The 22,840-nt window shown below is 63.5% G+C and carries 19 protein-coding genes; 13 read left to right on the top strand and 6 right to left on the bottom strand.

From position 1 onward, the window contains the following. A partial coding sequence (locus H621_RS0118470) for a PAAR domain-containing protein (RefSeq protein WP_028944817.1) occupies nucleotides 1-932 on the bottom strand: 932 nt, incomplete at its 3' end. A gap of 188 nt (nucleotides 933-1,120) precedes the next feature. Between H621_RS0118470 and H621_RS27255 the strand changes: the two genes are divergently transcribed. Then, nucleotides 1,121-1,807, top strand: a complete 687-nt coding sequence (locus H621_RS27255; RefSeq protein ID WP_084167995.1) for an START domain-containing protein — start codon at nucleotides 1,121-1,123, stop codon at nucleotides 1,805-1,807. On the opposite strand, the gene H621_RS0118460 is transcribed toward H621_RS27255, so the two are convergent. Next, nucleotides 1,755-2,636, bottom strand: a complete 882-nt coding sequence (locus H621_RS0118460; protein WP_028944816.1) for a LysR substrate-binding domain-containing protein — start codon at nucleotides 2,634-2,636, stop codon at nucleotides 1,755-1,757. The genes H621_RS27255 and H621_RS0118460 overlap by 53 nt on opposite strands. A 123-nt stretch (nucleotides 2,637-2,759) precedes the next feature. Here H621_RS0118460 and H621_RS0118455 point away from each other — a divergent pair, with 123 nt between their 5' ends. Then, the gene (locus H621_RS0118455) at nucleotides 2,760-3,392 is read left to right on the top strand and encodes an ankyrin repeat domain-containing protein (RefSeq protein WP_245219096.1); all 633 of its coding nucleotides are present in this window, start codon (nucleotides 2,760-2,762) and stop codon (nucleotides 3,390-3,392) included. Between the two features lie 25 nt (nucleotides 3,393-3,417). Here the strand turns inward: H621_RS0118455 and tatA are convergent, their stop codons facing one another. Then, nucleotides 3,418-3,606 (bottom strand): twin-arginine translocase TatA/TatE family subunit, encoded by a 189-nt coding sequence (gene tatA, locus H621_RS27250; RefSeq protein WP_036990060.1) that lies wholly within the window; start codon nucleotides 3,604-3,606, stop codon nucleotides 3,418-3,420. Between the two features lie 17 nt (nucleotides 3,607-3,623). After that, entirely contained in the window at nucleotides 3,624-4,811 is a 1,188-nt protein-coding gene (gene pobA, locus H621_RS0118445) for a 4-hydroxybenzoate 3-monooxygenase (RefSeq protein WP_028944814.1), read from the bottom strand. A 187-nt stretch (nucleotides 4,812-4,998) separates the two neighbouring features. Between pobA and H621_RS0118440 the strand changes: the two genes are divergently transcribed. Both H621_RS0118440 and H621_RS0118435 read left to right on the top strand, forming a co-directional pair. Next, complete coding sequence (locus H621_RS0118440) at nucleotides 4,999-5,874, top strand: helix-turn-helix domain-containing protein (protein WP_028944813.1); 876 nt, start codon at nucleotides 4,999-5,001, stop codon at nucleotides 5,872-5,874. Nucleotides 5,875-6,396: 522 nt separating this feature from the next. Beyond that, nucleotides 6,397-7,320: a SphA family protein gene (locus H621_RS0118435; protein ID WP_036990058.1), complete on the top strand. Its 924-nt coding sequence runs from the start codon at nucleotides 6,397-6,399 to the stop codon at nucleotides 7,318-7,320. A 12-nt stretch (nucleotides 7,321-7,332) separates the two neighbouring features. Here the strand turns inward: H621_RS0118435 and H621_RS0118430 are convergent, their stop codons facing one another. After that, on the bottom strand, nucleotides 7,333-9,171 hold the full coding sequence (locus tag H621_RS0118430) for a sigma-54-dependent Fis family transcriptional regulator (RefSeq protein ID WP_028944811.1): 1,839 nt from the start codon (nucleotides 9,169-9,171) through the stop codon (nucleotides 7,333-7,335). A 330-nt stretch (nucleotides 9,172-9,501) separates the two neighbouring features. Between H621_RS0118430 and pchA the strand changes: the two genes are divergently transcribed. Genes pchA through H621_RS0118410 form a run of 4 tightly spaced genes read left to right on the top strand, consistent with a single transcriptional unit; the run spans nucleotide 9,502 to nucleotide 13,634 of the window. Further along, the gene (pchA, locus tag H621_RS0118425; RefSeq protein ID WP_028944810.1) at nucleotides 9,502-10,977 is read left to right on the top strand and encodes a 4-hydroxybenzaldehyde dehydrogenase; all 1,476 of its coding nucleotides are present in this window, start codon (nucleotides 9,502-9,504) and stop codon (nucleotides 10,975-10,977) included. Between the two features lie 38 nt (nucleotides 10,978-11,015). Then, nucleotides 11,016-11,351, top strand: a complete 336-nt coding sequence (locus H621_RS0118420; protein WP_028944809.1) for a c-type cytochrome — start codon at nucleotides 11,016-11,018, stop codon at nucleotides 11,349-11,351. Nucleotides 11,352-11,361: 10 nt separating this feature from the next. Then, on the top strand, nucleotides 11,362-12,054 hold the full coding sequence (locus H621_RS0118415) for a hypothetical protein (protein ID WP_342418295.1): 693 nt from the start codon (nucleotides 11,362-11,364) through the stop codon (nucleotides 12,052-12,054). Between the two features lie 11 nt (nucleotides 12,055-12,065). Then, complete coding sequence (locus H621_RS0118410; protein ID WP_028944807.1) at nucleotides 12,066-13,634, top strand: FAD-binding oxidoreductase; 1,569 nt, start codon at nucleotides 12,066-12,068, stop codon at nucleotides 13,632-13,634. A 164-nt stretch (nucleotides 13,635-13,798) separates the two neighbouring features. Here the strand turns inward: H621_RS0118410 and H621_RS0118405 are convergent, their stop codons facing one another. Further along, a complete protein-coding gene (locus tag H621_RS0118405) occupies nucleotides 13,799-14,848 on the bottom strand; it encodes an AraC family transcriptional regulator (protein WP_036990055.1) in 1,050 nt (349 codons plus the stop codon). A 134-nt stretch (nucleotides 14,849-14,982) separates the two neighbouring features. Between H621_RS0118405 and H621_RS0118400 the strand changes: the two genes are divergently transcribed. The 5 genes from H621_RS0118400 to H621_RS0118380 all read left to right on the top strand — a co-directional run bounded on the left by H621_RS0118400 (nucleotide 14,983) and on the right by H621_RS0118380 (nucleotide 22,654). Then, nucleotides 14,983-15,669: an OmpW/AlkL family protein gene (locus H621_RS0118400; protein ID WP_028944805.1), complete on the top strand. Its 687-nt coding sequence runs from the start codon at nucleotides 14,983-14,985 to the stop codon at nucleotides 15,667-15,669. A gap of 40 nt (nucleotides 15,670-15,709) precedes the next feature. Then, nucleotides 15,710-17,329, top strand: a complete 1,620-nt coding sequence (locus H621_RS0118395) for a GMC family oxidoreductase (RefSeq protein ID WP_028944804.1) — start codon at nucleotides 15,710-15,712, stop codon at nucleotides 17,327-17,329. Between the two features lie 3 nt (nucleotides 17,330-17,332). Continuing rightward, a complete protein-coding gene (locus tag H621_RS0118390; RefSeq protein ID WP_028944803.1) occupies nucleotides 17,333-18,766 on the top strand; it encodes a coniferyl aldehyde dehydrogenase in 1,434 nt (477 codons plus the stop codon). A gap of 88 nt (nucleotides 18,767-18,854) precedes the next feature. Then, nucleotides 18,855-20,567, top strand: a complete 1,713-nt coding sequence (locus H621_RS0118385) for a diguanylate cyclase (RefSeq protein ID WP_028944802.1) — start codon at nucleotides 18,855-18,857, stop codon at nucleotides 20,565-20,567. A gap of 104 nt (nucleotides 20,568-20,671) precedes the next feature. Beyond that, a complete protein-coding gene (locus tag H621_RS0118380) occupies nucleotides 20,672-22,654 on the top strand; it encodes an alkyl/aryl-sulfatase (RefSeq protein ID WP_028944801.1) in 1,983 nt (660 codons plus the stop codon). Nucleotides 22,655-22,840: the final 186 nt, after the last annotated feature.

Here is a 22,840-nt window from a genome sequence, read left to right as displayed (position 1 = left end):
TTGTTGAGAAAGGCACTCTTCAACTGGGCATCAAGGGTCTTGTACAACTCACGACGCGCCGCAAAGAAATCCCGGCTGTTCAAATGACCGTGGAGACTGAACGAGCGTTGATGCAATTCCTCCAGCGCACGCAAGGTACCTTCCACCTGCCTCAGTCCTTGACCCAGCATCACCGTGCTGACCCCCATCGACAGGCTCGCGCTCCCCAGCAACCCGGCAATCTCGCCTTGGTAATCGGCCATGAAGTTGGCCTCTTCCTCGCTAAGCCCCGCCAGCGCATCGCGCACCTGCGCAGCGGCGTCCATCAGCTGGGCTTCTTCGCGGGTACACGCCGTTCCGTTGTCCGGGTCGCCGAGGATGAACAGTTCACCCGCCTTGAAGTCCTGGGCGAAGGTCGGGTTGAGCCGTTGCAGGCGAGCTGGCAGGTAGGGGTTGCCCAACTGCGCCAGTACCTGCGGGCCGGACATGCTGCGGGGGACGATGTAGAAGCCCGGCTCCAGCGTGCCGGGGGTGGCGGTCATGACGGGCATGGAGCGGCTTGCAGGTGCAAAACCCGAGGCTGGCCCCGATGGCAACGCGGTACGGATGTGCCCCACCTGCTCGGCGACCTTGGCTGGGGCCGGGGCACTGGCAACACGCGTTGCAACCAACGGTGCAACCAGGCGGTTGCTGCCGGGCGGGCAACCGCACTGGATCAACACGTCATCCACCGCCATGGGTCGGCCATCAATCGTCCAGCCCGTTTCACCTTCAGCGATTTCCCCGGACACGCCGCATAACGGGCACGGCGTGGTGGCATCCCCCAGGCGCAAATGGGGAACGCCACTCTGGGTGGAATGAGACTGGCTGCTCAAGCAGGTGGCGCCGCTGGTGGTCTGGTCGCCGTGCTGCCCTGCACCGCGGCCATTGATGTTCATGCGATGGACCGACATGGGGAGATTCCTTGGGCAAATGGAGCCCGGAACCTAGCACGGCAGCATTGGCATTCCGCGCAGCCCGCTTGGAAAGGGAAAAACCCTACAAACTTTTCAGACCCAATCTGCAACCAGCACCACCACAGCGGTAAAAACACCCGGCTGACCTATGCTTCAACCGGTCATTCAAGCGCCGTGGAGCCCACATGAAACCCAGCCTCTTGTGCGGCGCGCTGCTGACGTTGCTGCTCTGCAGCAGCGTCCAGGCCGATTCCTGGCATCTGGCCAGGGATGAAGATGGCATCCGGGTGTATCTGGATGACGTTGCAGGCTCGCACTACCAGCGCTTTCGCGGCGTGGCGCTGATCAAGGCCAGTGTGCGAACCCTGAGCGATCTGCAGGAAAACCTGCGGGTGGCGTGCAAATGGCTCTACGGCTGCGCTTCGATGCGTCTGCTGGAGGTCGAGGGTGATAGCACCTGGGTCTACCTGACCACCGACCTGCCCTGGCCGGCCAGCCCCCGCGACATAGTGATCCGGGTGCAAACCGAGCGCACCGACGACGGCGGGATGGTCCGCCGACTCAGCGCCGAGGCTGATAAAGCCGAACAGGTGCCGGGGCTGATTCGCGTCACCCAGCTCAAGGGCCAGTGGATCCTGGTGCCCAAAGGCGACCAATTGACCGAAGTGACCTACCAGTTGGAGGCCGAGCCTGCCGGCGACATCCCGTCATGGCTGGCCAACCAGTTCGTGATCGACGCACCGATGGTGTCGCTGCGCACCTTGCGGGCAGTTGCCGAGCGTCAGGGGGTGCGTGAACAGCACACCGACCTTGGCGAACTCAAACCTCATGCGCCTCAAGCAACCCCGCCAACACCCCTGCCAGTTCCTTGACCATCGGGTCGGCCGTGGGCCGATGGACGATGACGATTTCATAACTGTCGATCTCCGGCAGCCCATTCTGTTGCCCCAGCACCACATGCTCGCGAGTGGCCGCACGCGGGGGCAGCAGGCTGATGCCCATGCCATCGGCTACTGCGGCCTGGATGCCGCTCAGGCTCGAGCTGGTAAAGCTGATGCGCCAGCGCCTGCCCATGCTCTCGATGGCGTTGATCATGTCATCGCGGTAAAGGCCACGGGGCGGGAAGGTCACCAGCGGGATCGGGTCCAGGTCGATCGAAGGGATGCTGGCGCTGTCAATCCATTGCAGTTCTTCCGGCCAGCAGGCCACGCCTTCACGACTGTTGCGCCGCTGTTTGAGCAGTACCAGGTCGAGTTCGCCGTTGTCGTAGCTCTGGCTCAGGTCACGGCACAGGCCACTGGTGACCTCCAGCTTGATCTGCTGGTACTTGCGATTGAACGCCGACAAGGCATTGGTAGTGCGCCCGCCGACAAAATCCTCGGGCACTCCCAGTCGCACCGTCACCCCTACCGTGGCGCCCGCCAGCGCCTCGAGCATCTGGTCGTTCAGCGCGAGCATATGCCGGGCATAGCCCAGTAGCGTCTGGCCAGCATCCGTGGGCAACACGTCACGGTTACCACGCACCAGCAAGCGGTGGCCGACCATGTCTTCCAGGCGCCGGACCTTCTGGCTCACCGTCGATTGAGTGGAGTGCAGCCGGGCCGCCGCTGTTGTAAAGCTGCCGCAGTCCGCCACCACGACAATAGCGCGTAACAAGTCCAGGTCGAACAAGGACCTATTCGGTTTTACACTGATATTCATACGAATATTTAACTTCTAAATGGGTGACTCGATTTCTATCATGCGCCCATTCATAGAACAACACACGGAGGCCGCCGAATGCGCCTGGAACACCTCAACATTTTCTTCGCCATGCTGCTGGCCATGCTCACTTCGCTCACGGCCAACGCCGAAGGTGGCGTGCTCGAAAACCAACTGCGCGAAGCTGCCGAGCGTGGCAATGCCACACAGGTAAAAAACCTGCTCGACCAGGGCGTCAACATCGAGGCCCGCGACAAACAGGGCCGCACCCCGCTGCTGCTCGCCACCCACGGTAACCAGATAGAGGCGGCCAAGGTGTTGATCGAAGCCGGCGCCGACGTCAATGCCAAGGACACCATCGACGATAGCCCGTACCTGTACGCCGGTGCCCGTGGCCTCAAGCAGATCCTGCAACTGACCCTGAGCCACGGTGCCGACCTCAAGAGCACCAACCGCTACGGCGGCACGGCACTGATCCCGGCGGCCGAGCGCGGGCATGTCGAGACGGTCCGTACGCTGATCGAGGCCGGCGTCGATGTGAACCATATCAACCGCCTGCACTGGACCGCGCTGATGGAGGCCATCGTACTCGGCGATGGCGGCGCCCGGCATGTCGAGATCGTCGAGTTGCTGGTCAAGGCCGGGGCCGACGTGAACATTGCCGACAAGGATGGCGTGACCCCGCTGGCCCATGCGCGCCAGCGCGGGTACACGGCGATGGAAAAGATACTGCTGGCGGCGGGCGCCCGCGCCTGATCGGCGGGCACCACCCCCTGGAGCGCTAGTCCTGGCGAGGCTGGCGCTCCACCGCCACTGGCGGCGTCGCCTCCTCGTCGCTGTTCACCGAGCGGCGAAAGCCCTTGATCGACTCGCCCAGGTCGGCACCCAGGGTTTTCAAGCGTTTACTGCCGAACACCAACAGCACCACCACCAACAGAACCGCCCAGTGCTTCCAGTCGAACACACCCATGATCCACCCTCCTTCACTTACTCGATGGCTTCGTAGGGCAGGCCCACGTAGTTTTCGGCGATGTTGACCAGACCGGCGTGAGAGTTGAAGAAGTACTCGCGGTCGGCCTGTTGCATCTTGTGGTCCCAGGCGTCCTTGTGCTCGCCAAAGTCATGCAGCAGGTTGGTCATGAACCAGCTGAAGCGCTCACCCTTCCACACCCGGCGCAAGGCCAGTTCCGAGTACTTTTCGAGCAAGTCGGTGCGTCCCTCGCCATATACCTTGACCAGGATCCGGTACAGGTAGCACACGTCGGAGGCCGCCAGGTTCAGGCCCTTGGCACCGGTAGGCGGAACGATATGCGCGGCATCGCCCACCAGGAACAGCTTGCCGTACTGCATCGGCTCCACCACGTAGCTGCGCAGTGGCGCGATGCTTTTTTCCAACGACGGCCCGGTAACCAGTCGCTCACCGACTTCCTCGGGCAAACGCGCCTTGAGCTCATCCCAGAAGCGCTCATCGGACCAGTCATCGACATGGTCGGTCAGCGGCACTTGCAGGTAGTAGCGGCTGCGGGTCAGCGAGCGCTGGCTGCACAGCACGAAGCCACGGTCGTGATGGGCATAGATCAGTTCATGATTGACCGGCGGGGTGTCCGACAGCAGGCCGAGCCAGCCGAAGGGATAGACACGCTCGTAATGGGTCAGCACCGACTCGGGAATGCTCTTGCGCGCGACACCGTGGAAACCGTCGCAGCCGGCAATGTAGTCGCAATCGATGCGGTGGGTCTGGCCGTCTTTCTCGTAGGTGACGTAGGGCTGCTCACCCTTCATTTCATGGGGTTGGACGTTGTTGGCCGAATAGATGATCGGTGCGCCGCAGGCTTCGCGGGCCTGCATCAGGTCACGGGTGACTTCGGTCTGGCCGTAGACCATCACCGTCTTGCCTTCGGTGAGAGCCTTGAGGTCGACGCGGATGCGCTTGCCGCCGACCAGCAGTTCGACGCCGTCGTGTACCAGGCCTTCGGCGTCCATGCGCTCGGAGACACCGGCTTCGCGCAGCAGATCGACCGTGCCCTGCTCGAGCACCCCGGCACGGATGCGGCCCAGCACGTAGTCCGGGGTCTGGCGTTCGAGAATCACGGTGTCGATACCGGCCTTGTGCAGCAACTGGCCGAGTAACAACCCGGAAGGGCCTGCACCGATAATGGCTACCTGAGTCTTCATTGTTCTTGTCTCGCGTGGGGGCTCCACACGCCGCCTGGGCAGCACCTTGGAGCTTTTGTTGTTATTGACCCCTGCATTTTTGCTGACAAAAACCGCCAGAAAAGGTGATATTGCTCCGGTTAATTGCACTTTTGAACAATCAGTTCGATTATCGAACAACGCTAAGCTACCCGGCAGGTTGCCCACAATGACAAGATCCAGCCTTCCCAGAATCCCCGTGTTCAAGCTGTACGGTGAAAACCAGGCCTGGCCGACTCCCGATCTGCTGCACTGCGAATCCATCCCCAAGCGCAGCAGCCTGCACCATTGGGAGATCAAACCGCACCGTCACGCCGACCTGTTCCAGTTGCTGTATGTGCGTCGCGGCCACGCCCGGCTGGAGATCGAAGGCAAGCGCAGCGATGTGCATGAGGCGGCGATCCAGGTGATCCCGCCAATGACCGTACATGGCTTTCAGTTTTCCGCCGACATCGATGGCTACGTACTCACCCTCGGTGCCCCGCTGGTGGCGCAACTGGAGGCCCAACTGGGCGCGCCCCTGACCGTCCTGGCTTCGATCGGCTGCTACCCGCTGGGCCGCGACCGCCAGGCCCTGCACACCTTGATCCATGTGTTGCACCAGGAGTACGAAGGCAGCGCCCCGGCACGCGATCTACTGCTGCACTCACTGATTACCAGCCTGATGGTATGGATCAGCCGCCAACGCCAGCACAACACACACCCGGGTAACCGCGACGAGCGCAACCAGCAATTACTGGGGCGCTACATCAAATTGGTGGAGCAGCATTACCGCGAGCACCTGTCGGTGGAGCACTTCGCCCACCGCCTGGGTATCTCCAGCGTGCACCTGAACATCCTCTGTCGCGAGCTTGCCGGGCAGACCGCTTTGCAAATCATCCACCAGCGCCTGCTGCTCGAAGCACGGCGCAACCTGATCTACACCAACATGAGCATCAGCCAGCTTTCCGACAGCCTGGGCTTCAGCGACCCCACCTATTTCTCGCGATTCTTCAGGCGACTGTGCGGGCAGACGCCCAACGCCTTCCGCCAGTCTGCACTGTAGGAGCGGGCTTGCCCCGCGCACAGCAGGTACCACCGGCACAATCCAGGTGCTATTGCCTGATTTGGAGTAGCCGCTGCCGAGGTACGAGGCTGCGATCGACTGCCAGGCAGTCGCCTATCTCGCGCTTCATCGGATTGAAAAGATTGCGGCCGCTTCGCGCCCGATCGCAGCCTGACGGCAGCGGCTGCACAGTGCTTGGCATCACCGCCAGATCCCAAACCCATCACAAAGGGCGCCAAAGCCAAGGGAATTACAATACTGGGTGACCAGGTATTCTACGGTAGGAGCGAGCTTGCCCCGCGATAGCAATCCGACTGCCACACCGCTATCGCGGAGCAAGTCGAGACCTCGCACCGCCGCGCCTGCCGAGACTTTTATTCACCCCGCTGAATTTTCTTAATAAATCCCGCCAAGTAAAACCCATTTAAAAACCTAACCTATTGATATTTAAAGCAATTAAACCTGGCACACATCTTGAGAGGGTCCCGAGCGAATCACACATAACAATAAGGCTGACCTCTCATGCTCAAACACTCTCCCCGCCACCTCACCGCCGGCCTGCTCCTGACCACCTGCGCCTTGCACGCCCACGCTTCCGAAGGCGGTATCTCCTCCTGGCCCAATGGCATCGAAATCTACGGCATGGGCATCCTCCCGCCCCCAGGCACCTACGGCCAACTGTTCGCCGGCAACTACCTGGCCGACACTCTGCGCGACAACAGCGGTGACAAGGCCGCCGACATCGACCTGCGCGTTACAACCCTCGCCCCTCGCTTCGTCTGGGTCACCGAGCAGAAGGTGTTCGGCGGCGACCTGGGTTTTCACGCCCTGTTGCCGCTGAACGATATGCGCCTGAACGTCAAGAACGGCCCTCATGACCACAAGCGCGGCATCGGCGATGCTCACCTGGGCCCGGTGATCGGTTTTCACCCCAGCGAAAAATTGCACATCGCGACCGGCGTCGATTTCGTCCTGCCCACCGCCAGCGAATACGACGAAGACGACCTGATCAACCTGGGCAACAATTACTACACCGTGCAAGCCGTACTGGCCATGACCTACCTGGACCCCGACGGCCTGAATGCCGACATCCGCCTGATGCACGACTACAACTTCGAGAACCGCGCCACAAACTATCAGTCCGGGCGCGAGCTGCACGCCGACTACACCCTCGGCTGGGGCCTTGGCAATGGTTGGGTGCTGGGCGTTGGCGGGCATGCCTACCAGCAGATCAGCGACGATAAATGCAGCGCCAGCGACTGCGACGCCGCCGCCCTGGTCGATGCCAGCGACGGCAACCGCGGACGCTCGTTCTCCATCGGCCCTGCCGTGCAGTACAGCAGCAAGCAGGGCTGGATGTTCAGCGCCAAATGGCAGGATGAGTCCGGGGTGCGCAACCGCGCCGAAGGTCAGACCTACTGGTTCAAGTTCACCACTGCGCTCTGACCCAGCGCCCGGTCAGCTGCCCTTGAGCCGGTAGCTGACCTGGGCACGGCTCATGCCGAGCATCTGCGCAGCGGCGGTGACATTGCCACCGGAGCGCTCCAGTGCCAGTTGCACCAGGCGCCGCTCGATCTCCTCCAGCGACGTACCCAGCACCCGCTGCTGGCCGCTGAAAAACGCCTGCAGGCTGGCCAGTTCCGGCGCCCCGCCATCGGCCGATTGCGCCGCGTCGCCCTCGCAGGCCGGCATCGGCGCAGACGGCACCTTGCCCATGGCCAAGCGCCCTTCCGTGGTCAGGCCTATGGCTGCCTCCATCAACGGTGCACCGGCTTCGGCCAGGTGCACCACGTCCATCACTTCGCCGTCACTGGCCGCGATCACGCCACGCTCGACCAGGTTCTGCAATTCGCGAATGTTGCCGGGAAAACGGTAGGTCAGCAGCGCATTGACCAGGCGCATGCTGAAGCCCGCCAACTGGCGGCCATGACGCTGGCTGAAGGTGCGCAGGAAATAGCTCATCAGCAGCGGGATGTCTTCGCGCCGCTCACGCAACGGCGGCAAGTGAATGGGAAACACGTTCAGACGGTAGAACAGGTCTTCGCGGAAGCGCCCCGCCTCCACCTCACGGCGCAGGTCCAGGTTGGTGGCGGCAATCACCCGTACATCCACCTGGATCGGCGCACTGCCGCCCACGCGCTCGATCTCGCCTTCTTGCAGGGCGCGCAGGATCTTGCTTTGCGCATGCAGGCTCAAGGTGCCGATTTCATCGAGGAACAGCGTGCCGCCGTGGGCCCGTTCAAAGCGCCCTGGCCGCGAACGTTCGGCCCCGGTGTAGGCACCACGCTCGACCCCGAACAACTCGGCCTCCACCAGGTTCTCCGGCAGGGTCGCGCAATTGAGCGCCACCATCGGGATGTGCTGACGACTGCTGGCCTGATGCAAGGTACGGGCGAACAACTCCTTGCCCACTCCCGACTCACCGGTAAGCAACACCGTGGCCTGGGTTGGCGCTACCCGTTGGAGCAACTGGCTGGCCGCCACGAAACTTGCCGAGATCCCCACCAGCGGCTTGCCGTCGGCAGGCACTTCAAGCTCCGCCACCGGTGTTTCGACACCGCTGTGATAGGCGCTGCGGCTGAGAAAGTCCCCCGGGTCCAGGTAAGCCAGGTCGATGTCGATATCGTCCCACTGCTCGGCAGGCTTGCCGACGATCCGGCAGGCGCCGTGGCCCATGGCCCGGCACTGGTGCTCGCGAAACACTACCAGGCGTCCGAGCAACGAGGAGGCATAGCCGCTGGCGTAGCCGATCTCCATCCAGCACGCCGGCTCCCCGCCCAGGCCGTAGGCGGCGATGTGCTCATCGACCTCCAGGGAGTTGTGCCAGAGAAACTCGGAATAGAAATGACCAATGCTCGAATCGATCTCGAAGCGCACTACCTCGACATTGACCATGCCCTCGAGCATGTGCAGCCGCGGGCCTGCGCTGTAGAGGCTAGCGTGATCGCCCTCGGGCCATTGCTCGCTGACCTGGGCGGCATCGCGGGCTCCGGCTTGCCAGCCAATGCGGGTGAGCAGGCCACGGGCCTTGTCCAGGCCCAGGGCGTCGATCAGCTCGCGGCGAATGGCACCAAAGGCCGAGCCTTGCAGCAGCATCATGCGCTGGCCGCACAGCCAGATGCTGCCGTCCTGGGGCGCAAAGGCCACCGACTCGGCCAGTTGCTCAGCCGAAGGCAGGCCTGTGCTGCCAAATTGATTGGTGCGATCGACGATCAGGCGCTTGTGACGGCCGAGCAGCTGCTTGAAAAACGCTTCGTCCACGGGCCGACCCGATTTGCCAGGTGTTGTAGGAGTCATAGGCAATAAGTGCAAGGCAGAAGGTAAGGCCTTCAGTATGCCCCCCGCCCCGGCCGGGTCAATCGGCAGTCAGTCGCGGGGCGCCTTCAACGCGGGTAAACGTCCGATAACCGCACAGATTCTTCCCCCTTCACCCGCGTTGCGGAGCTTTCTGCAAATGCCGGATTCTCTGCATAAATTTTCGCACCCCAGCGACTGCCACCGTGCTAATGAATGTTCAATCACACACTTAACACACTGTTTTTATTGGTTTTTTAGCAATTAACACGAGCTGGCACGATAGTTGTTAAGGGCTGTTCATCGCAATGTCACAACAAAAGAGAGAAGCCGATGACACCCTCCCGCCCTGCCTACCAGAACCTTCATCTGCAGCCCTTGGCCGGCCAGTGGCGCGCCGGCAGTGCCGAGCGCTCGCTGACGGTGACCGACCCTTTCAACCAGCAGGCCTTGCTGCTCATTCCCCTGGCCAACCGCGATGACCTCGACGCCGCCTACCGTGGCGCCCGGCAGGTACAGGCCGAGTGGGCCGCGCAGGCGCCCGCCGCCCGCAGCCAGGTGATGCTGGCAGCGGCGCGCATTTTTGATGAGCGCCGCGAAGAGATCATCGACTGGATCATCCGCGAGTCCGGCAGCACCCGGATCAAGGCCCAGATCGAATGGGGCGCCGCCCGCGCCATCATCCTCGAATCGGCCAGCCTGCCCAGCCGCGTACATGGGCGCATCGTCGCCTCGAACATTCCCGGCAAGGAAAGCCGCGTGTACCGCAAGCCCCTGGGCGTAATCGGGGTGATCAGCCCGTGGAACTTCCCCCTGCACCTGACCGCCCGCTCCCTGGCCCCTGCCCTGGCCCTGGGCAACACCGTGGTGGTCAAGCCGGCCAGCGACACGCCGGTCACTGGCGGCCTGCTGCTGGCGCGCATTTTCGAGGAAGCCGGGTTACCGGCAGGTGCCCTGAACGTGGTGGTCGGTGCCGGTGCCGAGATCGGTGACGCCTTCGTCGAGCACCCGGTGCCGGCGTTCATTTCTTTCACAGGCTCCACCCAGGTGGGCCGCAACATCGGCCGTATCGCCAGCGGTGGCGAACACCTCAAGCACCTGGCCCTTGAGCTGGGCGGCAACAGCCCGTTCGTGGTGCTGGCCGATGCCGACCTTGAGCAAGCGGTCAATGCCGCCGTGGTGGGCAAGTTCCTGCACCAGGGGCAGATCTGCATGGCGGTCAACCGCATCATTGTCGAGCAACCGCTGCTGGCGGCCTTCACCGAGCGTTTCGTCGAGCGGGTCAAGGCCCTGCCCTGTGGCGACCCGAGCCTGCCCGGCACGGTGATCGGCCCGGTCATCAACGAACGGCAACTGGCCGGCCTGCAAGACAAGATCGCCACCGCCCAGGCTGAGGGCGCCCAACTGCTGACCGGTGGCCTGGCCCAAGGCAACGTGTTGCCCCCCCATGTGTTCGGCAACGTCACCGCCGACATGGACATTGCCCACGAAGAAATCTTCGGCCCGCTGGTGGGTATCCAGGCTGCACGCGATGCCGAGCATGCCCTGGAACTGGCCAACCGCAGCGAGTACGGGCTGTCGAGCGCGGTGTTCACTGCCAGCCTCGAACGGGGCGTGCAGTTCGCCCAGCGGATCCAGGCCGGCATGACCCATATCAACGACATCCCGGTCAACGACGAGCCCAACGCCCCGTTCGGTGGCGAGAAAAACTCAGGGCTTGGGCGCTTCAACGGCGACTGGGCCATCGAGGAGTTCACCACCGACCACTGGATCACCGTGCAGCACCGTCCACGGGCCTACCCATTCTGATTGCCTTGCCCCAACCCCATAACAATAAGGAGTCCGCTATGTCCCTACTGCCCAACCACCCGGCTGTGCGACGGACCGTCAATGCCTGCCTTGCCCTGCCCCTGATCCTGCTTGCCGGCAGCGCCGCCGCCAGTGGCGACGGTGCATTCAAAAGCGGCGAGGACGTCTACGCCAAAGTCTGCGGCCACTGCCACGAAGGCCAGGTCGGCCCGCAGATCAAGGGCCGGCAACTGCCGCCAGCCTACATCAGCGCCATCGTGCGCAATGGCTTTCGCGCCATGCCGGCATTCCCGGCCTCGTTCATCGACGACAACGCCCTGCAACAAGTGGGCGAGTACCTGGCCAAGTCCCCTGCCCCTGCAGCCAAACCGTGAGGGCCCGCCCATGATGACTATCGAACGTCGCGCATTGCTCAAGGGCATGGCCGTGGGTGGGGTGGCCGGCATCGCCATGGCCAGCTCCGGCCTGGGCCTGGCCAACACCGTGCTGGGCCGTTCCACTTCGGGCCAGGTGCCCACGCGGGTGCTGGTCAGTCCCGAGGTGGCCGGCTCGGCATTTGTCCAGGGTATCCAGGCCAGCCCGATTGCACCTCAGGTGCAGGTGATGCCCATTGCCCCGGAACTGGGCGTGCTGATGCAAGTGCAGCAGCACCTTGCCAGCGGCCAGGCCCAGCGCCTGATCGGCCTGCTCGACGACGCCAGCGCCGCTCTGCTCATCGACCTGGCCCGCAGCGCAGGCGCCCGGGTGCAGTGGCTGGGCCAGCACAGCGCCACATCAGAGCGCACTGCGCACCGCTTGCTCAGCGCCCAGGTCTCGCATGGCTGTGCCCTGCAACTGGGCCAACATCTCAATGCCTGCGGCCAGGGTTTCAGGCTGCACGAACAACGCCTGCACAGCCCGGCGCCAACCCTGGAGGTGGCAACCGCCAGTCGCACCCGGGGCGGTGATCAATGGGCCGCCACCCTGGGTTACGCCCTGGCTGTACTGGGCAGCACCGACACTGGCCAGGCGCCGCTGATTGCCAGCCGCCCCTCGGCACTGGCCGGCACCTACGTGTCGTTCTCGATCGCAGTCTGAAGGATTCCAACATGAGCCAAGCAACCGCCAACACCCTGCTGCCCCGTGGCGTCAACGACGCCAATTTCCAGCAAGCCATCGCCCAGTTCCGCGCCTTGCTGGGCGATGAGAATGTCCTGGTCAAGGACGAGCAACTGATTCCCTACAACAAGATCATGATGGCCGTGGACAACGCCGAACATGCGCCGTCGGCCGCCGTCACCGCCACCACCGTCGAGCAGGTGCAAGGCGTGGTGAAGATCTGCAACCAGTTCAAGGTGCCGGTCTGGACCATCTCCACCGGCCGCAACTTCGGCTACGGCTCGGCCGCCCCCGGCCAACGTGGCCAGGTGATCCTGGATCTGAAAAAGATGAACAAGATCCTGCACGTGGACCCAGAGCTGTGCACCGCCCTGGTCGAACCCGGCGTCACCTACCAGCAGCTCTACGACTACATCCAGGAGCACAACCTGCCGCTGATGCTGTCGTTCTCGGCACCCTCCGCCATTGCCGGCCCCCTGGGCAACACCATGGACCGCGGCGTGGGCTACACCCCCTACGGCGAGCACTTCCTCATGCAGTGCGGCATGGAAGTGGTGCTGGCCAACGGCGACCTGTATCGCACGGGCATGGGCGGGGTCAAAGGCGACAACGCCTGGCAGGTGTTCAAGTGGGGCTACGGCCCGACTCTGGACGGCATGTTCACCCAGGCCAACTATGGCATCTGCACCAAGATGGGGTTCTGGCTCATGCCCAAGCCGCCGGTGTTCAAGCCGTTCGAGATCAAGTTCGACAACCAGTCGGACATTGCCGAAATCGTCGAATTCATCCGCCCGCTGCGCATCGCCCAGGTCATCCCCAACTCCGTGGTGATTGCCGGCGTGCTGTGGGAAGCCTCCACCTGCAACACCCGCCGCAGCGACTACACCCTGGAACCCGGCGCTACCCCCGACGCCATCCTCAAGCAGATCCAGAAAGACAAGAACCTCGGAGCCTGGAACGTCTATGCCGCCCTGTACGGCACCCAGGAACAGGTCGACGTGAACTGGAACATCGTCACCGGCGCCCTCAAGCAATTGGGCAAGGGCCGTATCGTCACCCAGGAAGAGGCCGGCGATACCCAGCCGTTCAAATACCGCGCCCAGTTGATGTCCGGGGTACCCAACCTGCAGGAGTTCGGCCTGTACAACTGGCGCGGCGGTGGCGGTTCGATGTGGTTCGCCCCTGTCAGCCAGGCGCGTGGCAGCGAGTGCGACAAACAGCAGGCGCTGGCCAAGAAAATCCTCAACAAGCACGGCCTGGACTATGTCGGTGAGTTCATCGTCGGCTGGCGTGACATGCACCATGTGATTGACGTGCTGTACGACCGCAGCAGCCCCGAGGAAACCCAGCGCGCCAATGCCTGCTTCGCCGAATTGCTGGATGTCTTCGAGCAGGAAGGCTACGCCGTGTACCGGGTCAACACCGCCTTCCAGGAGCGGGTGGCGCAGAGCTATGGGACGGTCAAGCGCAAACTTGAACACACCCTCAAGCGCGCCCTGGACCCGAACAACATCCTTGCCCCGGGCAAGTCCGGCATCGACCTGGCCAACCCGTTCTAGAACCACGACCGTTGCGCGGCCGATCGCAGGCTGTCGCCAGCGGCTACACCATCATCTGTAGCCGCTGCCGAGCAACGAGGCTGCGATCGGCCGCACAGGGGCCGTATCCAGATGCGCAGGATGCAAGGGCCTTCGCGGGGGCAAGCTCGCTCCCACAGCCTCCTTCACACGGTGCTGCGCAAAGCCTTGCGGTAGTCCCCCGGCGACCGCCCGGTCCACTTCCTGAAGGCCTTGCGAAAGTTGGCCGCTTCGGAAAAACCGACCTGGGCGGCCAGCTCATCCATGGGCATGTCACTCTGCTGCAAAAACTCGATGGCCAGGGCGCAGCGCACTTCATCGAGCACACTCTGGTAGGTGCGCTGCTGTTCGGCCAGGCGCCGGTGCAGTGTGCGGGTCGACAGCCCCAGGGTCTCGGCCACCGCGTCCACCCCCGGAAAACGCCCGCTGCGGCTCAGGCAGACCATGCGCACCGACTCGATCAGGTCGGATTCATCCGGCAGGCTGGCCACCAGTTGCTGGCAGAACCCCATGGTCATCGCCGAGGTAATCGGGTTGGCATTCGGACAAGGCAGTTGCAACACGCTCGCGTCGAAACGCCACTCCATCACCTCGCTGTTGAACACCACCGGGCAGCGAAATACCGCCTCATAACACTGCCAGTAGTCCGGCGCAGGATAGGGCAACAACAGCCGTACCGAGGGAAAGGGCTTTTCCAGCACGCACTGCACCAGTGAGTGAATGGAGGCAAACCAGAACTCCGTTGCCAGGGGCATCAGCTCGCCCAGGGCGAAAAAACCCTGGCCGCTGAACACCCCTTCGCTGCCTTCCAGGCGAAATGACTTCTCGAAAATAGGCCCCAGCAGGCGGATATGGCGGATACCGAAATCGACCGCCTGGGCAAAGGTCTCGCTGCTCATCATGGCGTAGCCAAAGATGCCGAAATCACTCAGGCGCTGCCGCCCACCGGCGCGCAGGCCGCTATCGGCATGGTGCATCAGGCGCTTCATGTTGGCGAAGATCACCAGCTTCTGGCGGTGCGAGATGCGGGTATTGGGGTCGAGCATCTGCTCGGGCGAAAGCTCGGTGCCCTGCAGCAGGCCGACCGGGTCTACGCCCTGGCTCTGCAGCTCGGCCACCAGGGCCGGCAAGCCGAGCATGTTGTGCTGCGGAATATCCAGGGACGTGCCATAGGCGCCAACGATTAGCTGAGTCATCACAGGGTCTCCCTTTTCCGGTGGCAGAAATTAACCCCCGCACTGGCGTATTACAACCTCCCGCCGTGCAACGCAGCGTTGCAGCATCAGCACCGTTGAACCACTCGACAACAATAATAAAACCTGAGGCTTTCATGAAACGACTGCTTGCTACCACGCTGGCCGCGTGCGTGCCGCTGATTTCACTGCCGTCGCTGGCAAGCGACGCACCGCTCAATATCGTGCGTATCGGCTATGCCGACATCCAGTTCAACACCGACTCGGGCGACATGACCGGCATGCCCGGCACCACCCCAGACTACATCCAGGCCACCGTGCGCGACACCGGCACCCTGGCACTGGTGTATGAGCGTAGCCTCGGCGGCCCCTGGTCGCTGGTGATGCAGGCCGGCGCACCGCCGGTCATCGACTTCGATGGCGCAGGCTCTGCCGCGCCCCTGGGCAAGGTCGGCAGCGCCCGGGCCTGGTTCCCGGCGGTGCTGCTGGCCTACAACTTCGACGTGTTTGGCGTCCAGCCCTACATCGCCCTGGGGGTCAATTACACCTGGTTCAGCGAAGAGAAAATGACCGCCGCCTACAACGCCGCCTTCGGCGGCCCGTCCAGTTCAAAGCTGGATGACTCGTTCGGGGCCGTGGCCAAGGTCGGCGTGGAAGTGCCCCTTATCGGCAACTGGACGGCCGGTTTCTCCTACGCCCGCTACTGGATCGACACCACCGCCACCATCAAGACCCAGACCCCGGGCCTGGGCCAGGTCACCCGCAAGATCGACGTCGAGGCCGACCCCGACGTCTATTCGCTGACCGTCGGCTACCGCTTCTGACCCCTCTGCCTATTGCCTGCGCACTCACGGAGCGCCACACATGACCACTGAACACATCAACAGCACCTTCGACTACATCGTGATCGGTGGCGGCTCGGCAGGTTGCGTGATTGCCAGCCGCTTGAGCGAAGACCCAGCCATCAGCGTCTGCCTGCTCGAAGCCGGCGGTGCCGACACCAGCGTGCTGATCCACGCCCCGGTGGGCATGGTTGCCATGCTGCCCACGCGGATCAACAACTGGGCGTTCCAGACCGTGCCCCAGCAGGGCCTCAACGGCCGTCGCGGCTACCAGCCACGGGGCAAGACCCTTGGCGGTTCCAGTTCGATCAACGCCATGCTGTATGTGCGCGGCCATCGCCAGGACTACGACCAGTGGGCGGCGCTGGGCAACAAGGGCTGGTCCTATGATGAGGTGCTGCCCTACTTCATCAAGTCCGAACAGAACCACAGCCTCAACGATGACTACCACGGCCAGCACGGCCCGCTCAGCGTCACCGAAGTGACCTGCCCCAGCGCCTTGAACGCGGCATTTCTCCAAGCCGCCAAGCTCAACGGCATTGGCCGTACCCCGGACTACAACGGCGTCGAGCAGGAAGGCGCGTTCATGTACCAGGTCACCCAGCGCAATGGCGAGCGCTGCAGCGCGGCCAAGGCGTTTCTCACCCCCAATCTCGATCGCCGCAACCTCAAGGTGCTGACCGGTGCCACAGTCGAACGGATTCTGCTGGAAGGTGCCCGTGCCACAGGTGTGCAACTGCGCCAGGGCAGCGAACGCATCGTGCTCAAGGTGCGCCACGAGGTGGTGCTCAGCGCCGGCAGCTTCGGCTCGCCCCAGGTGCTGATGCTCTCGGGTATCGGACCGCGCCATGAACTGCAAAAGCACGGCATCAAGGTCGCCCATGAGCTGCCCGGCGTCGGCCAGAACCTGCAGGACCACATCGACTACGTGTTCACCTACCGCAGCCGCAACAAAAGCGAAACCTTCGGCTTCTCGCCCACCTTCAGCTGGAAGATGCTCAAGGCCATGGCCCAGTGGAAGCGCGAACGCAAGGGCCTGGTCACCTCGCCCTTCGCCGAGTCCGGGGCCTTCTTCAAAAGCCACCCCGCGCTTGAAATGCCCGACCTGCAACTGATCTTCGTCCCCGCCATCGTCGATGACCATGCGCGCAAGATGCGCCCGGGGCATGGTTTCAGTTGCCACCTGACCCTGCTGCGCCCCAAGAGCCGCGGCACGGTCAGCCTCGCCAGCACCGACCCCAGCGCAGCACCGCTGATCGACCCGTGCTTTTTCAGCGAGCCGCAGGACCTTGAGGTGTTGATGCGCGGCGCCGACATCCAGCGCGCCATTCTCGACGCCTCGCCCCTGGCCCCCTACCGCGGCAAGCCGCTGTACCCGCTGGCCCAACAGGATCGCCAGGCCGTGGAGCAGGACATCCGCAACCGCGCCGACACCCAGTACCACCCGGTAGGCACCTGCAAGATGGGCCACGACCCACTGGCCGTAGTCGACGATCAACTGCGCGTACACGGCATCGCCGGCCTGCGCGTAGCCGATGCGTCAATCATGCCGACACTGATCGGCGGCAATACCAATGCCCCGAGCATCATGATCGGTGAAAAAGCCGCCGACCTGCTGCTGCGCAGCCGCCAGGAGGGATAAACCATGAATGATCTGTCACACGCGCCCGACACCGAAGAAATCGCACGCATGCACCCGATGCTGCAACGCCAGCGCCAGGCCTTCGACGCGCAGCCCCACGCCCCGCTGAACGTTCGCCTGAACAACCTCAAGCGCCTGATTGCTGTGTTGCGCCGCTACCAGCAGCGCATCGTCGAAGCCGTTGATGCCGACTTCGGTGGCCGCGCCGCATTCGAGACCCTGCAGATCGAAGTGCTCGGCCCAGTGCTGCATGCACGCCACGCCATTGCCCACCTGCGGCGCTGGATGAAGCCTGAGCGGCGCAAGACCGAACTGCTGTTTCTCGGCAACAAGGCCTGGGTGCAATACCAGCCCAAGGGCGTGGTGGGCATCGTCGGCACCTGGAACTTCCCTCTGTACCTGACCCTGGGGCCGCTGGTGACCGCCCTGGCCGCCGGCAATCGGGCGATGATCAAGGTCTCGGAATTCGCTCCGCACAGCCGCCAGCTGCTGCAGACGATGCTCGCCGAGGTGTTCGATGAAGACGAAGTGGCCGTGTTCGGCGGCCAGTTGGCCAGCGCCCAGGCGTTCACCGCCTTGCCGCTCGATCACCTGGTGTTCACCGGTGCGCCGCAGGTGGGGCACCACGTGATGCGCGCCGCAGCCGAGCACCTGGTGCCGGTCACCCTGGAACTGGGTGGCAAGTCGCCAGCGCTGGTCGGCGAGCACGCCAACCTTGAGGATGCCGCCTTGCGCATCGCCCACGGCAAAGGTTTCAACGCGGGCCAGGTGTGCGTTGCCCCAGACTACGTACTGGTACCCCAGGGTAAGGCCCGGGGGTTTGCCGAAGCGCTCAAGCAGGCGTTCGAGGGCCTTTACCCCGACCCTGCCAACAGCGCCGACTACACCAGCATCATCAGCGAGCGTCACGCCCTGCGCCTGCAGGGCTTGCTGGACGACGCCCGGAGCAAGGGCGCGAAGGTCATCAGTTGCCGAAACACCTCCAGCTCGCCTCGGCGCCTGGCGCTGCAAGTGATCACCGGGGTCAGCGATGAGATGCGCGTGGCCCAGGAAGAAATCTTCGGGCCGTTGCTGCCGATCATCGAGTACCGCGATCTCGACCAGGCCATTGCCTACATCCGTGCCCGACCCCGGCCTTTGGCGCTCTACCCCTTCGGCCTCGAAGCGCGGCAAACCGAGCGCGTGCTGGAACAGACCCACAGCGGCGGCGTGACCCTGGACGATTGGGCCTGGCATGCCTTCCAGCACGACCTGCCCTTCGGTGGCATCGGCAACTCCGGCATGGGTTCCTACCACGGTGAAGAAGGCTTCCGCGCCTTGTCCCATGGCAAGGCCGTGCTCAAGCGCCAGCGCTGGTTCCCCACCCAATTGTTCTACCCGCCTTATGGCCGCTGGGTACAACGCCTGGCCGTCAGGCTCTATCTGGGCAAACCGTGAGACATGCCCCACAGCCTGGCTGTGGGGCACCCGGCAGGTGGGCGGCTTCGATCTATAATCACAGCTTCCTCAGCAGTGGATGTACCCGATGCAGCCCAAGCCATCGACCGCGTCGCGTTCCCGCCTGTTCCTGCCCCTGGCCTGCGCACGTCCCCGGCGCACGGTAATCCTGTGTTTTCTGGCGGCCTTCGTCATCACCCTGGTGCTTGCCGGGCGCCAGTACTGGCAGCTGCACCAGCGTGAACTGGAAGACCGCCAGCACAACCTGCATTTGCAGGCACTGGCTATTGAAACGGTGGTGTACCACGGCAAGAGCCAGCTGCAGTTTTTGCGCAGCATCGCCGAGCGCGTGCTGGTGGAGGCCCAGAACCAGCCGTCGATGCGCCGCAATGATGCAATCGACCTGGCCATTCGCAACAGCCACCAGCCGGTCTGGGGCTTGCCGGTCCCCAAGTCGGATGCACCGATCCGCGCCATCGGCGATGCCCAGGTAGCGACCATTCATGGCCTGAGCCGCGACCACGAGCAACTGGTCGAAGACCTGCACCTGTCGCGGGCCATGAGCCAGGTGCTGCCGGCGCAGTTCCAGAGCGGCGGCAACCTTGAGCGAATCCTGTTCCTGACCACCTCCGGCATCGTCATTGCCTACCCCGGGGTCGAAGACGATCAACTGGAAGCAGTACTGCGCAAGTTCACCAGCTCGCCGCTGATGCACCTGGGGCGTGCCTACACCGAAGACCTGGACATCACCTTCTACCCCTTGCCCGGTGGCGACTTCGGCAAGATCCCGCACCTGCTGCTCAGCTCCCCGGTGTACCTCAACGCGGTGATGCGCGGGGCACTGATCTACGACCTGCCGCAGAACAAGGTGCAGGAGTACCTGTACCAGACCACCGAGGAAGACGAACACCATGCCCTGATCGATAACCAGGGCAACCTGATCGCCTCCAGCGACGAGGTTTTCTCGCCCCATGAGGGCAACTGGCTGAAAACCCTGCCGGCCAGCCCCAGGCCCCTGGCGTTGCCGACCTTGTTCCAGCGCGACCACGGCACAGTGGAGCTCGACCAGGGCTACCTGCAATACCGTGAGCTCGAAGGCATCGACCTGATGCTGGTCAACTACATCAGCGCCGCCGATTTACGCACAGCGGTCAACGGCCAGATGGACATCCTGTTCCTCGGTGTGTGGGCCCTGCTGGCCCTGTTGATGGCGCTGACCCTGTACATCGTCGACCGGTTGTTCAAGGGCCAGTTGCGCCTGAACCGGCAACTGCGCGAGATAGGCCTGGTCGACAGCCTGACCCAGTTGGCCAACCGCAGGCGCCTGCAGGCCGACTTCGGCGGTTTGCTCCAGCGCCTGCAGGACAATCAACCGGTGGCCCTGTGGATGCTCGACATCGACCACTTCAAGAACATCAACGACAGCTGGGGCCACAGCGCCGGCGACGAAGTGATCAAGCACCTGGCCACCCTGCTGCGCGCCCTGGTACGCAACAAGGACCTGGTGGTGCGCTACGGCGGCGAGGAGTTCTGCGTGGTGATGCCCGAAACGTCCCTGGCAGAAGCCACCCAAGTGGCCGAACAACTGCGCAGCGCCACCGCCCAGTCGGTGTGTGTGCCAGACGCCAGCACCCTGCTGGCCAGTGCGCCGTCCCTGGAGATCCACCTGACGGTGTCCATTGGCGTGGCCGAATTGCGCATCGATGCTTGCCAGGGCCTGGAAGACCTGATCGCCAGCGCCGACCGGCGCCTGTACACGGCCAAGAAAAGTGGCCGCAACCGCGTGGTCAATCACGACTGAGCCACGCGCCTGCATGTTTTTTGTCGTCTGCGGCTTGCTGGGCCGCAAAACCCGAGCCTTAAGCTCGGCCGGGTGTGCCATAACGACAATAAAACGGAGACACCATGCCCCTTTCCACCCTGTTCCCACGAGCTCGCCTGGCGACCCTGATTGCCCTCGCCTGCCTGAGCCAGGCTGTCTACGCCGCACCTGAAGCCAACCCAAGCCCGGCCAGCGCCCAGACCACCAGCAGCAACGCCGCCGTGCTCCAGCAGCGGCCGTTCAGCAACGATACCGACTACGCCGCCGTTACCCGCGGGCTGGTCGCACCGTTCACAGGCCAGGTGCTCGACGCCCAGGGCAAGCCCGTGTGGAACCTGGCGAGCTATGAATTCCTGAACAAAAAAGACAGTCCCGCCACCGTCAACCCCAGCCTCTGGCGCCTGGCCCAGCTCAACACCCACGCCGGACTGTTCGAGGTGACACCAGGCCTGTACCAGGTGCGCGGCATGGACCTGGCCAACATGACCATCATCGAAGGCGACGATGGCCTGATCATCATCGACCCGCTCACCGCCGCTGAAACCGCCCGCGCCGCCCTCGACCTCTACTACCGGAACCGCCCGCACAAACCGGTGGTGGCGGTGATCTACAGCCACACCCACACCGACCATTTCGGTGGTGTACGCGGGGTGATCGACGAGGCCGACGTCAAGGCCGGCAAGGTCAAGGTACTGGCGCCTTCCGGGTTCATGGAACACGTGATGAGCGAGAACGTCTACGCCGGCAACGCCATGAGCCGCCGCGCCCAGTACCAGTTCGGCCTGTACCTGCCGCGCGGTGAACAGGGCCAGGTGGATGCAGCCATCGGCAAGGCCGTGGCCATCAGCGGCACCATCACCCTGATCCCGCCCACCGACCTGATCAGCCAGCCTTACGAGACCCGCCGCATCGCCGGAATCGACCTGGAGTTCCAGCTCACGCCTGGTACCGAAGCACCGTCGGAGATGAACCTGTACCTGCCCAAGTTCAAGGCCCTGGGCATTGCCGAAAACGCCTCGCAGACCATGCACAACATCCTCACCCCGCGCGGTGCCCAGGTGCGTGATGCCAAGGCCTGGTCGCAGTACCTGGATGCCAGCCTCGGGCGCTATGGCGACAAGACCGACGTGCTGTTCGGCCAGCACAACTGGCCGACCTGGGGCGCCGAATCGGTCCGTACCCTGCTGGCCGACCAGCGCGACATGTATGCCTTCCTCAACGACCGCACCCTGCACCTGCTCAACCAGGGCCTGACGCCCATGGAAATTGCCCAGAACATGCAAAAGCTGCCGGGAGAGCTACAGAACAAATGGTATACCCAGGGCTACTACGGCTCGCTCAGCCACAACTCACGGGCCGTGTACCAGCGCTACATGGGTTTCTACGACGGCAATCCGGCCAACCTCAACCCGCTGCCACCGGTGGAAAGCGCACGCCTGACCGTCGAGGCCATCGGCGGCGCCGATGCCGTACTGGGCAAGATCCGTGCTGCCATGGACAAAGGCGAGTACCGATGGGCGGCGCAACTGGGCAACCAATTGCTGTTTGCCGAGCCCGAGAACGCCGGCGCCCGTACCCTCCAGGCCGAAGCCCTGGACCAGTTGGGCTACCAGAGCGAGAACGCCAACTGGCGCAACATCTACCTGACCGGTGCCATGGAACTGCGTAACGGCGTTCCGAGAAACCCGGGCAGCTCGGTTTCAGTGGACATGGTGCGCGCGCTGACCCCGCAGATGTTCTTCGACTTCATGGCCGTGCGCGTGGATGTCGACAAAGCCGTGGGCCACGACATGAACCTCAACTGGCGCTTCAGTGAACCGGACCAGGCCTTCAACCTGACCTTGCGCAACGGCGTCCTGACCCATCGCGAAGGCCTCAACCCCAAGGCCGATGCGGGCCTGACCATGAGCAAGGCGACCCTGGAACAGATCAGCCTCAAGCAACTGGACTTCCCGACAGCCATGCAAAAAGGCCTGATCAAACTGGAAGGCAACGGGCAGAAATTTGCCGAGTTGCTGGGGACACTGGACACCTTCAGCCCGCAGTTCAACATCGTGACCCCCTGATACCCCTTGCGGGACATGGCGACTGCTGCGCAGCCGATCGCAGCCTCGTTTCCTCGGCAGCGGCTACAAATTGCCGGTGTAGCCGCTGGCGCCAGCCTGCGATCGACCGCGTAGCGGTCGTGGTTCAAGACAGTTACTCACACGGACACCGCTGTACAGCAAGAGCGCAGCGAATTGTGCTCTTGA

Source organism: Pseudomonas vranovensis DSM 16006, from assembly GCF_000425805.1.
In the GTDB taxonomy this organism is placed as follows: Bacteria; Pseudomonadota; Gammaproteobacteria; order Pseudomonadales; family Pseudomonadaceae; genus Aquipseudomonas; species Aquipseudomonas vranovensis.
The sequence above is the reverse complement of the archived record's forward strand: the minus strand, read 5'-3'. Positions and strand labels throughout refer to the sequence as shown.